15 protein-coding genes are annotated in these 13,895 nt (G+C 69.4%); 5 read left to right on the forward strand and 10 right to left on the reverse strand.

Annotated elements, in window-relative coordinates; genetic code table 11:
* Positions 1-10: 10 nt before the first annotated feature.
* Complete coding sequence (locus ACWPOC_RS21060) at positions 11-805, forward strand: hypothetical protein (protein ID WP_006551135.1); 795 nt, start codon at positions 11-13, stop codon at positions 803-805.
* A 6-nt stretch (positions 806-811) separates the two neighbouring features.
* On the opposite strand, the gene ACWPOC_RS21065 is transcribed toward ACWPOC_RS21060, so the two are convergent.
* The 5 genes from ACWPOC_RS21065 to ACWPOC_RS21085 form a co-directional block, all read right to left on the reverse strand.
* On the reverse strand, positions 812-1,609 hold the full coding sequence (locus ACWPOC_RS21065) for a DNA-formamidopyrimidine glycosylase family protein (protein WP_120282189.1): 798 nt from the start codon (positions 1,607-1,609) through the stop codon (positions 812-814).
* Positions 1,610-1,612: 3 nt separating this feature from the next.
* The gene (locus ACWPOC_RS21070) at positions 1,613-2,092 is read right to left on the reverse strand and encodes a ribose-5-phosphate isomerase (protein ID WP_016691858.1); all 480 of its coding nucleotides are present in this window, start codon (positions 2,090-2,092) and stop codon (positions 1,613-1,615) included.
* A gap of 90 nt (positions 2,093-2,182) precedes the next feature.
* Positions 2,183-3,397 carry an SfnB family sulfur acquisition oxidoreductase gene (locus tag ACWPOC_RS21075; RefSeq protein ID WP_455409274.1) on the reverse strand — a complete coding sequence of 405 codons (1,215 nt, stop codon included), beginning with the start codon at positions 3,395-3,397 and terminating at the stop codon, positions 2,183-2,185.
* 190 nt (positions 3,398-3,587) lie between these two features.
* The gene (locus tag ACWPOC_RS21080; protein ID WP_120282186.1) at positions 3,588-4,175 is read right to left on the reverse strand and encodes a GNAT family N-acetyltransferase; all 588 of its coding nucleotides are present in this window, start codon (positions 4,173-4,175) and stop codon (positions 3,588-3,590) included.
* Positions 4,176-4,212: 37 nt separating this feature from the next.
* Positions 4,213-4,845, reverse strand: coding sequence for a mycothiol-dependent nitroreductase Rv2466c family protein (locus ACWPOC_RS21085; RefSeq protein ID WP_120282185.1), 633 nt, complete (start codon positions 4,843-4,845; stop codon positions 4,213-4,215).
* 159 nt (positions 4,846-5,004) lie between these two features.
* Between ACWPOC_RS21085 and ACWPOC_RS21090 the strand changes: the two genes are divergently transcribed.
* Together ACWPOC_RS21090 and pepN are read left to right on the forward strand one after the other, a co-directional pair.
* A complete protein-coding gene (locus ACWPOC_RS21090) occupies positions 5,005-6,246 on the forward strand; it encodes an FAD-dependent oxidoreductase (RefSeq protein WP_120282184.1) in 1,242 nt (413 codons plus the stop codon).
* 63 nt (positions 6,247-6,309) lie between these two features.
* Positions 6,310-8,892, forward strand: coding sequence for an aminopeptidase N (gene pepN, locus ACWPOC_RS21095; RefSeq protein ID WP_120282183.1), 2,583 nt, complete (start codon positions 6,310-6,312; stop codon positions 8,890-8,892).
* Between the two features lie 111 nt (positions 8,893-9,003).
* Here pepN and ACWPOC_RS21100 read toward each other — a convergent pair whose 3' ends face one another.
* The 3 genes from ACWPOC_RS21100 to ACWPOC_RS21110 are packed head-to-tail and all read right to left on the reverse strand — an operon-like array spanning position 9,004 to position 10,425.
* Positions 9,004-9,477 carry a DUF5130 domain-containing protein gene (locus ACWPOC_RS21100; protein WP_120282182.1) on the reverse strand — a complete coding sequence of 158 codons (474 nt, stop codon included), beginning with the start codon at positions 9,475-9,477 and terminating at the stop codon, positions 9,004-9,006.
* Positions 9,464-9,736 carry an aa3-type cytochrome oxidase subunit CtaJ gene (gene ctaJ, locus ACWPOC_RS21105; RefSeq protein WP_016691850.1) on the reverse strand — a complete coding sequence of 91 codons (273 nt, stop codon included), beginning with the start codon at positions 9,734-9,736 and terminating at the stop codon, positions 9,464-9,466. The genes ACWPOC_RS21100 and ctaJ overlap by 14 nt, the downstream gene beginning before the upstream one ends.
* Positions 9,737-9,795: 59 nt before the next feature.
* The gene (locus ACWPOC_RS21110; protein ID WP_080597645.1) at positions 9,796-10,425 is read right to left on the reverse strand and encodes an HNH endonuclease; all 630 of its coding nucleotides are present in this window, start codon (positions 10,423-10,425) and stop codon (positions 9,796-9,798) included.
* A 186-nt stretch (positions 10,426-10,611) separates the two neighbouring features.
* On the opposite strand from ACWPOC_RS21110, the gene ACWPOC_RS21115 reads away from it, so the two are divergent.
* Positions 10,612-11,004, forward strand: a complete 393-nt coding sequence (locus tag ACWPOC_RS21115) for a globin (RefSeq protein ID WP_120282181.1) — start codon at positions 10,612-10,614, stop codon at positions 11,002-11,004.
* Between the two features lie 18 nt (positions 11,005-11,022).
* Here ACWPOC_RS21115 and ACWPOC_RS21120 read toward each other — a convergent pair whose 3' ends face one another.
* On the reverse strand, positions 11,023-11,442 hold the full coding sequence (locus ACWPOC_RS21120; protein WP_120282180.1) for a cupin domain-containing protein: 420 nt from the start codon (positions 11,440-11,442) through the stop codon (positions 11,023-11,025).
* Between the two features lie 85 nt (positions 11,443-11,527).
* Here ACWPOC_RS21120 and ACWPOC_RS21125 point away from each other — a divergent pair, with 85 nt between their 5' ends.
* Positions 11,528-13,189, forward strand: a complete 1,662-nt coding sequence (locus ACWPOC_RS21125) for a glycoside hydrolase family 13 protein (RefSeq protein WP_120284158.1) — start codon at positions 11,528-11,530, stop codon at positions 13,187-13,189.
* 7 nt (positions 13,190-13,196) lie between these two features.
* On the opposite strand, the gene ACWPOC_RS21130 is transcribed toward ACWPOC_RS21125, so the two are convergent.
* Positions 13,197-13,892, reverse strand: coding sequence for a hypothetical protein (locus tag ACWPOC_RS21130; protein ID WP_120282179.1), 696 nt, complete (start codon positions 13,890-13,892; stop codon positions 13,197-13,199).
* Positions 13,893-13,895: the final 3 nt, after the last annotated feature.

The raw sequence follows: 13,895 nt of genomic DNA on the forward strand, positions 1-13,895 counted from the left end.
GGATCGGGCCGTGGAACTTCTGCTCATCCTCGCCGCCGTCGGTGCCGTGGTGTACTTCGTCTCCCGCTCCCAGAAGAGCACCACCCGTCACCGCACCGTCACCCTCGACGACGCCAAGGCCGACGCACGGCAGGCGATCGAGCGCCTCGGCGGCCAGATCTACAACCTGACCGGCACCGACGACGCCTCGCGTCAGGCGCTGGCGGACGCCTCCGAGCGCTTCACCGCCGCCGGCTCCCAGATCGAGCAGGCGAACTCGCCGATGCAGGCGCGTCTCGCGAAACAGACCGCGCTCGAAGGTCTGTACTACATCCGCGCCGCGCGCCTGGCGATGGGCATGGACCCGGGGCCGGAGATCCCGACGCTCGACGGACAGAAGTCCGCCGGCGAGGTCACCGAGAAGCGCACCGTCGACTTCGAGGGCCGCACCATCGCCGCGTCGCCGTCACCGTCCTCCGCCACGCCGAACTACTACCCTGGCGGCCGCGTCGCGGGCCGGCCCGTCCCTGCGGGCTGGTATTCGGAGCCGTGGTGGAAGCCCGCCCTGGTCGCGGGCGCGTGGGGCGTCGGCTCGATGCTGCTCTTCTCGACGATGTTCGCCGGGATGGCCGGTGTCCCCTACGACGCGCAGGCATTCGAATCCGGTGTCGGTGATCCGTCGGCGGAGACAGGTGCGGGCGACGACTTCGGCGGTGGTGACGAGTACGGAGGGGGCGACGAGTACGGAGGCGGTGACGACTTCGGCGGCGGCGACTTCGGTGGCGGCGACGGCGGCGGCTTCGATTTCGGGGGCTTCGATTTCTGATCCGGGTCAGCTCGGCTGACAGACCGGGCACCAGAACAGGTTCCGCGCCTGCATGACCGAGTGCAGAACGGGAGTCCCGCAGATCCGGCAGGGTTCGCCGGCACGGCGATAGACGTACGTCCGGGGCCTGTTCTTGGCGTAGGCCGGTGCGCCCTGGTCGTGTTCGGGTCGCACGACGTGCATGCGCCCGTGCTCCACACCGACGTTCATCAGTTCGACGAGGTCGACCCAGATCGCGTCGAATTCGCTGCGGGACAGCTTGTTTCCCGCACGTTCGGGATGGATGCCGTGACGGAAGAGCACTTCGGCCCGGTACACGTTTCCGACCCCGGCGATCACCGCCTGGTTCATGAGCAACGCCCCGATCGCGGTGCGTGATCTGCCGATGCGACGCCACGCCCGCTCGGGATCGGCGTCGGGACGTAGCGGGTCGGGACCGAGTCGGGCCTCGATCGCCTCGACCTCGCCGGGGGTGAGCACCTCGCACGCCGCCGGACCTCGCAGGTCGCTGCCGTGGCGCGCGCCGATCATCCGCATCCGCACCTGTCCGACCGGTTCGCCGAGCGGCAACTCGCGGTCGGTGAACTCACCGTAGATACCGAGATGCACGTGGACGGCGAGACCGCCCTCGTAGTGGTGGAAGAGATGCTTGCCCCACGCGTCCGCGTGGGTCAGGACGCGCCCGTCCACGGCGGCGGCACCGTCGGCGAACCGCCCCTGCGGACTGGACACCCGCACCGGCGCACCCGAGTACCACTCGTGGTGCAGCCGGGCGAGCCGGTGCAGGATGTGTCCTTCAGGCACGGATCAGGCAGGCGCGCCGGGAACTGCCGGGGCCTCGCCGGTCTTCTCGTACTCGGCGAGGATGTCGATGCGGCGCTGGTGACGCTCCTCGTTCGACCACTCGGTCGACAGGAAGGCATCGACGATCGCGAGGGTCTCCTCGAGGCTGTGCATGCGGCCACCGATGCCGATGAGCTGCGCGTTGTTGTGCTCGCGCGCGAGCTTGGCGGTGTCGACGCTCCAGGCGAGGGCGCAGCGCGCACCCGGCACCTTGTTGGCGGCGATCTGCTCGCCGTTGCCGCTGCCACCGAGCACGATGCCGAGGCTGCCCTTGTCGGCGACGGTGCGCCGCGCGGCCTCGATGCAGAAGGCCGGGTAGTCGTCGAGGGCGTCGTACTCGAACGCACCGCAGTCGATCGGCTCGTGGCCGTTCTTCTTCAGGTGCTCGATGATCTCATTCTTCCGTTCGAAGCCCGCGTGGTCGGCTCCCAGGTAAACGCGCATGGGCCGAGTCTAACGAGGCCCGTTCGCTTCCCCGCACGCGCCGTTCGCCGTGCGAGGGGGCGAGTCGGAGCACACCCCGCCGGAGGCGGGTCAGAGCACGCCGTAGCGCGGCGGGTGGGTGCCGCTGAGCGTCCACCGGCCGATGTGCTGGAGCTTCCACCGGGTCGCGTCGTGCAGGGTGTGGGTGCGGGCGTCGCGCCAGTAGCGCGACAGATTCGCGGCTCCCGATGCGCTGCGGGTGCCGCCGAGTTCGAACAGGATGTTCGCCGTCTCGACGGCGGCGCGGGTCGCGGCGACCTTCGCGGTCGCGACCTCGATGGAGGCCGCGGCGGTGGTCTCCGCGGTCGGGTTCGCGCGTGCGCGGTCGACGGCCCGTCCTGCCTCCGCGAGCAATGCCTGGGCGGCGCGGACGGTGACGGTCGCCTCCCCTGCGATCTGGACGAGCAGCGGATCGTCCACTGCGCGTTCCGAATCCGCCTCGAAGTGCGGACGCGCACGACCTGCCTGGACGACGGCCTCGGCGAGCGCGCCGGTCGCGATACCCACGTCGATCGCCGAGTGCAGCAGCTGTGCCTGGGCGCCGTAGGTGGTGGGCGCTTCGAAGATCGGCGTGTACGGCACGACCGCCGCGTCGGGGACCTCGATGTCGTCGAGGGTGACGGTGCCGCTGGCGGTGGTGCGCTGGCCCATGCCGTCCCAGTCGTCGACGACCGTGAGTCCGACGGTGTCGCGCCGGACGAAGGCGACGGCCTTCGGGGTCGACGCGTCGGTCGCGTCCGGATCGTCGGCAAGACTGGCTCGCACCGCGATCCAGTCGGCGAACAACGCACCGGTGCTGTAGAACTTGCGGCCGGTGAGGACGTAGCCGTCGCCCTGCCGGCGCAGCACCGTGCTGTCGATGTTCACCGCACGCGACCCGCGTTCGCTCTGGGCATTGGCGAACAGCGCACCGCCGAGCACCTCGCCGTTGAAGAAGCGCTTCTGCTCGTCGCTGCCCTGGGATCGGATCGCCTCGAGGAAGGTGAAGTGCGAGTGCGGGATCTGGGCGATGCTCGGATCCGCCGAGGCGAGGATCCGGAAGATCTCGGCGACCACTTCGTACGGAGCGGCGATGCCGCCGTATTCGGTGGGCACGGTCACCGCGAGCAATCCGGAGGCCGCGAGCGCGCGGATCTCGTCGCGCGGCAGTTCCCGTTCGGCATCACGACGTGACGCGCCGGCCGCGAACTCGTCGGCGAGCGCAGAAGCGACGCGCAGGGCCTCGTCGGTGTCGGCGAGGCGGGTCGCGGTGCGTGAGGTGGTCATCGCGTCACCTCCGGCGCGAGCGACGCGCTGGTTGTGACGAGCAGGGTACGGGGACAGGGAACAGCCATGATGCATCACGGTAGTCCGCGCCCGACCCGAAGCCGAGAATTGAATTCGGGATGAGCACAAGTCTGTACGGCGGAGCGTTGCGACCTTCGGTCCCGAGCGTGGCGAACCCCGCCCCGGCAGGTCAGCGGCGCATCGCCCAGACCTTCGGGCCGCCGTCCGGCAGCTCCACGACACCGGTGACGACGAATCCGAGACGTTCGTAGAGCGCGACGTTCGCCTCAGAGGAGGTCTCCAGACAGGCCGCGACCCCCTGCCGCTCGGCCGCGCGAAGTCCTGGTTCGAGGACGGCCCGTCCCAGGCCGCGCCCCTGCGAGGCGGGATCGACGCCCACCGTGGCCAGGAACCACGCGGGCTCGCTCGGCTGCAGCTCCGCGGTGGCCTGCTCGGCCAGTTCTGCGGCGAGGGCACGATTGCCCCGCAGTTCCGTCACCCGATCGGCGACGGACACGAACGCCTCCTCGAGCCCGGTGGAGCCGGGCGTCGTCCAGACGGCCACCGCATCGACGTCATCGGAGACCCACACCTCGCCGCAGCGCATGCCGATCTCGGTGAGGAAGAGCCCCTGCAGGTCGCGGACCCGGGTCTCGTGGTCCCGGCCGTCGACGGTGTAGCGGGTGAACGGATAGTCGCGGAACGCTCGTCCGAGCGTTGCCGTCGCCTTCTCGACATCGTGCACCGTCGCCGGCCGGACCACATGATCGTTCGACACGCCGTGGCACTCTACCGAGCGCCACGGCCGTGCCCGGTCAGGAGAAGTCGGGCTCCTCGTCGCGGCTGCGCTTGAGTTCGAAGAAGTGCGGGTAGGACGCGAGGGCGACCACGCCGTCCCACACCTTGCCGGCCTCTTCGCCGCGCGGAATCTTCGACAGGACGGGCCCGAAGAAGGCGATGCCGTTGACATGGATCGTCGGGGTACCGACGTCCTGGCCCACCTTGTCCATGCCGGCGTGGTGGCTCGTGCGCAGAGCCTCGTCGTAGGCGTCGCTGTCGGCGGCCTCGGCCAGCGAGGCATCGAGGTCGAGTTCGGCGAGCGACGCGGCGATCACGTCCGCGAAGTCCTTGTTGCCCTCGTTGTGGATGCGGGTGCCCATCGCCGTGTACAGCGGGGAGAGGATGTCGTCGCCGTACTTCTGCGCCCCGGCGATCGCGACGCGCACCGGGCCCCACGCCTTCGTCATCAGCTCGGCGTACTCTTCCGGCAGGTCGCGCCCCTCGTTCAGCACGGCCAGGCTCATGACGTGGAAACGCGCCTCGATGTCGCGCACCTTCGTGACCTCGAGGATCCAGCGCGAGGTGATCCAGCACCACGGGCACAACGGATCGAACCAGAAGTCGGCGGTGTCCTTGCCGGTCGTGGACGCGGCGGTCAGGTCGCTCAAGAGATCTCCTCACAAGAGTTCGTACGGGCCGGACAACTACGAGCATGTTCAACACGGCCCCGTCGACGATTCTTCCTGAACCGGGCCGCAGTGCGGGCGGTAGCCGTAACGTCGGAGCCGGGAAGCAGGTCCGGCACGCATCACAGTGGAGGCACCACGATGTCGGGTGAGGAAACGTTTCTGATCGTCGGCGCGGGTCTGGCCGGTGCCAAGCTGGCAGAGGAACTGCGCGCCCGCGACTTTCCCGGGCGCATCCTGCTGATCGGCGCGGAGGAGCACCTGCCCTACGAGCGACCGCCGTTGTCGAAGGACTACTTCGCCGGACGCAAGCAACTCGCCGACTTCACGGTGCACGACGGCGACTGGTACCGCGACCACCGCGTCGAACTGCTGCTCGGCACGAAGGTCACCGCGATCGATCCGGCCGCCCACACGGTGACGTTGCCCGACGGGTCGACGTTGCACTACGACAAGCTCGCTCTCGCAACGGGCTCGACGCCCCGCACGGTCCCGATTCCCGGAGCCGACGCCGAACGCGTGTACGTCATGCGCACCGTCGAGGACTCCGATGCGCTGCTCACCGCGATCCAGGGCGAGACCGACCATGCGGGATGGCTGGCCGTCATCGGCGCGGGATGGATCGGCATGGAGATCGCCGCGAACGCCCGCGGCCGGGGCGCGGGGGTGGTGATCGCGGAGACCGCGAAGCAACCCCTGCTCGGTGCACTCGGCGAGGAGATGGGCGCGGTGTTCGCCGACCTGCACCGCGCACACGGGGTCGATCTGCGGACGAACACCTCGGTGCGCGAGATCGTCGCCTACGACGGTCGCGCGAGCGGCATCCGGTTCGGTGACGACAGTGTGGTGCCCGCCGACGCCGTGCTGGTCGCGGTCGGGGCGCGCCCGAATGTCGACCTGGCCCGCGACGCCGGGCTCGCGGTCGACGACGGCGTGCTCGTTGACGCCTCGATGCGGACGAGCGATCCGGACATCGTGGCCGTCGGCGACATCGCCTCGGCGGAGCACCCGCTGCTCGGCACCCGGGTGCGCGTCGAACACTGGGCCAACGCCCTGAACCAGCCGGCCGTCGCGGCCGCGACGATGCTCGGCCGCGAGGCAACCTACGACCGGCTCCCCTATTTCTTCACCGACCAGTACGACCTCGGCATGGAATACGTCGGGCTCGCTCCCCGCGACGCGCGGGTGGTCACCCGCGGCGACGTGCAGGACCGGCAGTTCCTCGCGTTCTGGCTCGACGACGAGCAGCACGTCCGGGCGGGGATGAACGTCAACATCTGGGATGCCGGGGACGACATCCGCGCTCTCATCGCCTCGGGGCGGCCCGTCGACGTCGGCCGGTTGACGGACACCACGGTGCCGTTGTCCGACGTCGCTCCGTGAGGGTTCGCCGATCATGATGGGATGGACGCCGACCGACATTCCGTCGTGAGAAGGAGTTCTCCCGTGGCACCACCGAATCTGACCCGCGAGCAGGCCGCCGAACGGGCCGCGATCCTGTCCGTCGACAACTACAGCATCGAACTGGATCTCACCGACGGTGCCGGCGCGCCGGGCACCACGACCTTCCGGTCGGTGACCACCGTGCGATTCGACGCGACCGCGGGCGCCTCGACGTTCATCGACCTCATCGCGAAGACCGTGCACTCGGCGACCCTCAACGGCGAACCCGTCGACGTGTCCGGATACTCCGAGGAGACCGGCATCGCCCTCACCGGGCTCGCCGCCCACAACGAACTCGTCGTCGACGCCGACTGCCTGTACACGAACACCGGCGAGGGCCTGCACCGGTTCGTCGACCCCACCGACGACGCGGTGTACCTGTACTCGCAGTTCGAAACGGCCGACGCCAAGCGGATGTTCGCGTGCTTCGACCAGCCCGATCTCAAGGCCACCTTCGACCTGAAGGTCACCGCGCCGCAGGACTGGGCCGTGATCTCCAACGCCGACACCGTGCAGACCGCCGCCGCGCAGCCGGGTCTGCACATCTTCCGCACCACCCCGCGGATGAGCACCTATCTCGTCGCGCTCATCGCCGGTCCGTACGCGGTGTGGTCCGACGAGTACACCGACGAGCACGGCACGATCCCGCTGCGCATCTTCTGCCGAGCGTCGCTCGCGGAGTACATGGACGCCGACCGGCTGTTCACCGAAACCAAGCAGGGCTTCGGCTTCTACCACGCCAACTTCGGGATCCCCTACGCCTTCGGCAAGTACGACCAGCTGTTCGTGCCCGAGTTCAATGCCGGGGCGATGGAGAACGCCGGCGCGGTGACCTTCCTGGAGGACTACGTCTTCCGGTCCAAGGTCACCCGCTACTCCTACGAGCGCCGCGCCGAGACCGTCCTGCACGAGATGGCGCACATGTGGTTCGGCGACCTCGTCACCATGCGCTGGTGGGACGACCTGTGGCTCAACGAGTCGTTCGCGACGTTCGCGTCGGTGCTGTGCCAGGCCTCGGCCACCGAGTACACAAACGCGTGGACGACCTTCGCGAACGTCGAGAAGTCGTGGGCCTACCGGCAGGACCAGCTGCCGTCGACACACCCGATCGCCGCCGACATCCCCGATCTCGCCGCGGTCGAGGTCAACTTCGACGGCATCACCTACGCCAAGGGCGCGTCGGTGCTCAAGCAACTCGTCGCCTATGTGGGGCAGGAGCCCTTCCTCGCCGGCCTGCGCGAGTACTTCCGCGACCACGCCTACGGCAACGCCACCTTCGACGACCTCCTCGCCGCGCTGGAGAAGGCCTCCGGCCGCGACCTGTCGGACTGGGGTGCCCAATGGCTCAAGACCACCGGCCTGAACATCCTGCGACCGGACTTCGAAGTCGACGACCAGGGACGCTTCACGCGTTTCGCGGTGGTGCAGGAAGGTGCCCAGCCCGGCGCCGGTGAGTTCCGCGTGCACCGCCTCGCGATCGGTGTGTACGACGACGACGGCTCCGGCAAGCTCGTCCGCACGCACCGCGTGGAGATCGACGTCGACGCCGCCGAGCGCACCGAGGTCCCCGATCTGGTGGGTGTACCGCGCGGCGCGTTCGTGCTCGTCAACGACGACGACCTGACGTACTGCTCGGTGCGGCTCGACGAGGAGTCGCTCGCGACCGTCATCGACCGGGTCGGCGCCATCGCCGAGTCGCTGCCGCGCACCCTGGTGTGGTCGGCGGCGTGGGAGATGACCCGTCAGGCCGAGATGAAGGCGCGCGACTTCGTCGCCCTCGTGCAGCGCGGGATCGCCGCCGAGACCGAGGTCGGTGTCGTCCAGCGTCTGCTCATGCAGGCGCACACCGCGCTGGAGAGCTACGCCGACCCGTCCTGGGCCGCGGAGCAGGGCCGGGCGGACTTCGCCAACCGCCTGCTCGAGCTCGCCCGCGAGTCCGAGGCCGGCTCCGACCATCAGCTCGCGTTCGTCAACGCGCTCACCAGCGCGTACCTGTCGCCTTGGCACACCGAGGTGCTCGAGGAGCTGCTGGGCGCCGATCCGGCGACGGTCGGCCTGCCCGGGCTGACGGTCGACACCGATCTGCGCTGGCGGATCGTCCAGGCGCTCGCCGCGGCGGGTGAGGTCGACGCCGAGGGTGTCGAGTCGCCGTTCATCGACGCGGAGGCCGAACGCGACCCGACGGCTGCGGGTGCCCGCCAGGCGGCGGCCGCCCGCGCGGCACGTCCGCAGGAGGCCGTCAAGGAACAGGTGTGGCAGACGGTCGTGCACGACGACAGCGTCCCGAACATCACGGCGCGCGCCGTGATCGGCGGTTTCGCCCCGGCCGGTCAGGGCGAACTGCTCGAGCCGTACGTCGCTCGGTACTTCGCGGAGGTGCCGGGAGTGTGGGAACGCCGTTCGAGCGAGGTCGCGCAGACCGTCGTGATCGGGCTCTACCCGTCGTGGTCGATCAGTGAGCAGTCGGTGGCGGCAGCCGACGAGTTCCTCGCCGGCGACCATCCGCCGGCCCTGCGGCGACTCGTCGTCGAGGGTCGCGCCGGGGTCGTGCGCTCGTTGAAGGCACGCGCGTTCGACGTGTCCTGACGCACCGACCTCACCGAACGACTGTGGGCGGTGCCCACATGAGACGACTGTGGCCCGCTGCCTCTCCTTCACGGAGTGGCAGCGGGCCACAGATGGTTCGTGGGCTCCGTATCAGGGAGCGACCATGGCGTTCGCGATGACGCGGACAGCACTGGTGATGCCGTCGAGCAGATTCCCCTGACCGAAGGACGACACGGCCGCGGTGACGCCGAGCTGCAGCACCCGGTCGGTGGCGCGGTCGGCGGCGGTGCGACCCGAGCGGACCTCGATGCTCCGCTGGTTCGGGAAGACGGCCACGAGGACCGAGTTGTCGGCGTCCGGCGTCGTCGGCATCAGGGCGTCGGTCGCCGCAGCCGGATTCACGTCGTCACCGATGTAGACGGTGAACCGCACGTTGGTGATCCGCATCGCGTGCGTGAGCGTGTCGTCGAGGGTGATGAGGTCGCGGTCCTTGAACGGCGCACCCGTGAAGGCCTGCCCGAGACCGCGCACGGCGGAGATGCGTCCGCTCGCGGTGAGTGCCGCACCGTGCGGGAGGTTCTCCGGCGCGACGGCCGGACGCTGGATCACGTCACCACTTGCCACTTGCGGTACCTCCGATCAGCTCCGCCGAGGTCAGAGCGGCATGACCGTGACCATGATGCGGGTATTTCCAGGGATGGGTCGATTCGTCGGTCGCGGTCCACAGGAGCGGTCCGTGCTCCCATTTCCGGTCGAGCGTGTACGGGTCGTCCGACGGCGTGGAGCCCGGGTACTTGCTCATGACGAAGGACAGCCCACCGAAGACCAAGACGATCAGCAGCGGGATGCCGACGAAGATCAGGGTTGTCTCGAGAATGCTCACAGCCAAACGTTAGCCCAGCCGGGCCCGAAAGGCCTCATACGCCCCGGAGAACGACCCGATCAGGCCGCGCCCTCCCCCAGATAGGGCAGCCAGGTGGGGTGCAACTCGGGCAGGGTCGCGAGCAGGCGCCAGTGCCGGCCCTTGGGCGGATTCGGCACCACACGCAGGGTCCATCCGAGCTCGGTGAGCAGCTTGTCGGCCTTGCGATGGTTGCACGGCGCGCAGCACGCGACGCAGTTCTCCCAGGTGTGCTCGCCGCCGCGGCTGCGCGGCACGACGTGGTCGATCGTCTCGGCCTTGCCTCCGCAGTAAGCGCACCGGTTCCGGTCGCGGTGCATGAGCGCGGCCCGGGTGAGCGGCACCCGGGCGTGATACGGAACGCGCACGTAGTTGCGCAGACGGATCACGGACGGCAGTTGCACGGACCATTCGGCCGACCGCACGAGCGGGGCGAGCGGATCGTCGTGCACGGTATCGGCCTTGCCCCCGGCCATCAGGACCACGGCCCTGCGGGCGGGCAGGGCGGTGAGCGGCTCGTAGGTGGCGTTGAGCAGCAAGACTCGACGTTTCAACCAGTCGGGTACCGTCGCGGTGCTGTCGTGCACCACGCGCAGTGTGGTAGCCCCCGGCACCCCTGCAGGGGCGTCCGCGGGCGGGAGTTGTCGATGCGAGCTGCTGCTGTGCTTCATACGACCTCCGAAAAGACTGGGAACAGTGGACCACGGATGCTCCCGAATCGCACCCCGAATCAGCGGACCGGTCCAGGTCGGGACGGTGAACATCCGGTGACGGTCCCGTCCGGCACGGCTCGTCGGGCGGTGTGCGGTCGGGAGCGGGCACAATGGACGGTCGAGAGGGACGGTGAACGAATACAGATGAGTGACGAGCAGACCTTCTACGAGGCGGTCGGTGGCGCCGAGACGTTCCGCCGGCTCACTGCACGGTTCTACGAGGAGATCGCACGGGACGAGATCGTCCGGCCCCTGTATCCCGAGGAGGATCTCGGTCCGGCCGAACGGCGCATGCGGATGTTCCTGGAGCAGTACTGGGGCGGCCCGCGCACCTACTCCGAGGAACGGGGCCACCCGCGGCTGCGCATGCGTCATCATCCTTTCCGGATCGGGCCGCTCGAGCGCGACGCCTGGTTGCGGTGCATGCACACCGCGATCGCGTCGATCGACGAGAAGACGCTCGACGACGAGCGCCGTCGGCAGCTCGTCGACTACATGAACATGGCGGCCGACTCGATGATGAATTCCCCTATCTAGGAGTCGGCGTGTCCGGGGTCAGCGGCCCAGTATCCGGCGCAGGCGGTCCTCCACCTTCTGGGTGAACCGCGCCGCCGGAGACAGATGACGACGCAGAATGGCGTGCTTGCGCACGTATTCGGGGACCTCCCACAGAGCGGTGGTCCCGGCTCGGAAGAGCGCCGCGTCCCCGGCACGCAAGGTGCGCGGCTCGGAGTCGACGGACGAGACGACGACCGAGCCCTCCACGATGTGGACGATCTCGTCGACGCCGAAATGCCAGTCGAAGCGACCGGCCGTGCAGTCCCACACGTGTGTGGTGGTGGTGCGGTCGGCGCTGGTCGCCCACTGACCGCTGCGTGCCACGGGGGTACCCTCGCGGATCCACGCAGGATTGATCGGGTCGTCGCGCAACTCCACGTCGTCCAGCCGGACCGCGACGATCGATGTCGTATTCATGCCGTTCGTCCTATCATGCGACCCGGTCCCGACGGAACGGCCGCGGGCACCGTTCGCCCTGCCTTTCGCCTTGTCGTCTGACACGATGACTCTCGTGGCCCACCCCGCAGCACCGACCTCCGGACGAGGCGACCCGACGGCGCCGTGGTGGCGCAACGCGGTCTTCTACCAGGTCTATCCACGCTCGTTCGTCGACGCGAACGGTGACGGCATCGGCGACCTCGCGGGTGTGCGCAGCCGCCTCGGCTATCTCGAACTGCTCGGTGTCGACGCGATCTGGCTCAACCCGGTGATGCGTTCGCCGATGGCCGATCACGGCTACGACGTCTCCGACCCCCGCGACATCGACCCGCTGTTCGGGGATATCGCCGATCTCGAAGCGCTGGTCGCCGACGCCCACGCCCGCGGCATCCGGGTGGTGATGGACCTCGTACCGAACCACGTCAGCGTCGAGCACCGCTGGTTCCGGGCCGCGCTCGAAGCCGGACCGGGCAGCCGCGAACGCCGGCGCTTCCACTTCCGCGACGGGCGCGGCCCGGACGGCAGCGCGCCACCGAACAACTGGCCGAGCGTCTTCGGCGGGCCGGCCTGGACCCGCATCACCGAACCCGACGGCACGCCCGGTCAGTGGTATCTGCACGTCTTCGCTCCCGGTCAGCCCGATCTGAACTGGGACGACGAAGAGGTCGTCGAGGATCTCGACAAGACCCTGCGGTTCTGGCTGGACCGGGGCGTGGACGGTTTCCGCATCGATGTGGCCCACGGCATGGCCAAGCCCGCGGATCTTCCCGACCACGACGGGTGGGAGACCAACGAACTGCTCGGGCACTCCCCCGCCGACCCGCGGTTCAACAATCCCGAGGTGCACGACATCCACCGCCGCATCCGGCGGGTCTTCGACGAGTACCCCGACTCGGTGGCGATCGGTGAGATCTGGGTCGACGACCACGAACGGTTCGCCGAGTACCTGCGCCCGGACGAACTGCATCTCGCCTTCGACTTCCACCTGACGCTGTCGGACTGGGACGCCGACGCCGTCCGCGACGCGATCGAGAAGGGCCTGGCGGCGGTGACGTCGGTGCAGGCCTCACCGACGTGGACGCTGTCGAACCACGACGTCGACCGCGAGGTCACGCGGTACGGAGACGGTGAGGTCGGGCTCGCACGGGCACGCGCGATGATCCTCGTCGCCCTCGCCCTCCCGGGAGCCGTGTTCGTCTACAACGGTGCCGAACTGGGGTTGCCGAACGTCGACCTGCCCGAGGAGGTGCTGCAGGATCCGGTCTGGGAACGATCCGGCCACACCGAACGCGGACGCGACGGATGCCGCGTGCCGCTGCCGTGGGAAGGCGAGGCACCCCCCTTCGGATTCACTTCCGCCGGGTCGGCGTGGCTGCCCCAGCCCCCGGAGTGGTCGGCCCTGACCGTCGAGAAGCAACTCGAGGATGCGAGTTCGACGCTCTCGCTGTATCGCCGGGCGATCGAGATCCGCACGGAGCGAAGGCGACCGATCAGCACGGAGCGAACGCGACCCATCAGCACGGAGCGAAGGCGGGCCGAAGGCGGCGAGATCGGCTGGTACGGAAGCCCGGCGGGGTGCCTGGCCTTCCGCCGTTCCGACGGCCTGACCTGTGTGCTCAACGCCGGCGACGTCGCGGTCGATCTGCCTCCCGGTGAGGTGCTGCTCGCGAGTGCGCCGCTCACCGGACACGCACTGCCGCCGGACGCCGCCGCCTGGCTGGCGTGAGACCTCGTCAGAGGACGCTCAGACCGAGCCCGCCGCCGCGTCGCAGGTAGACCGACCCGAAGCGGGCGTCGAGGCGCATCCAGGTGGCGTGCGCCCGCACCCGGACCACCTCGGTGGGATCGATGTCCGTCGAGTCGACGCTGTCACGACCGGCACCGGGCACGAAGCCCATCGCACCGAGCGCGAACACCATGCGCATCGGCACGCCCACGGTCGTCCCGGCGCCGCTCACCTCGAGAACCTCCTGGGCGAGCAACGACGCCGGTGGCCCTTGCGCGCCGTGCTCGCGGGTGAGCGCGACGCCGCGTTGCGCGAGTTCGACGAGGATCCGGGCCGGCACGTCGTCGACGTGGACGTAACCGTCGTCGGGCGGAAGTGCGCCGCGCCAGGCGGAATCCATCGCCCAGCCCGGGTCGACCTGGGTGCGCGGTTCGGACCCGGCGAGGAGCGCGGCGCGCAGCGATTCGGCGGCCACGCAGGTGTCGGCCGGAGCCACGGTTCCGCGGACGACGCGTCCGGCGAGTACCTCGAAACCGGTACGTGTCCACACGCCGAGCAGTCCGTCGCCGCGGCGACGCAACCGCACCACCGCGGCCTCGTCGAGACGCGCGGCCCGGGCCAGGAAGGCGGCGAGATCGACGCTGTCGTCGGGGCCGGCGAGCGTCAGGAGGCGCTCTGCGTGTCGGATCCGGTCGTCGGTCACGTC

Source organism: Rhodococcus sp. 5G237 (genome assembly GCF_053764735.1).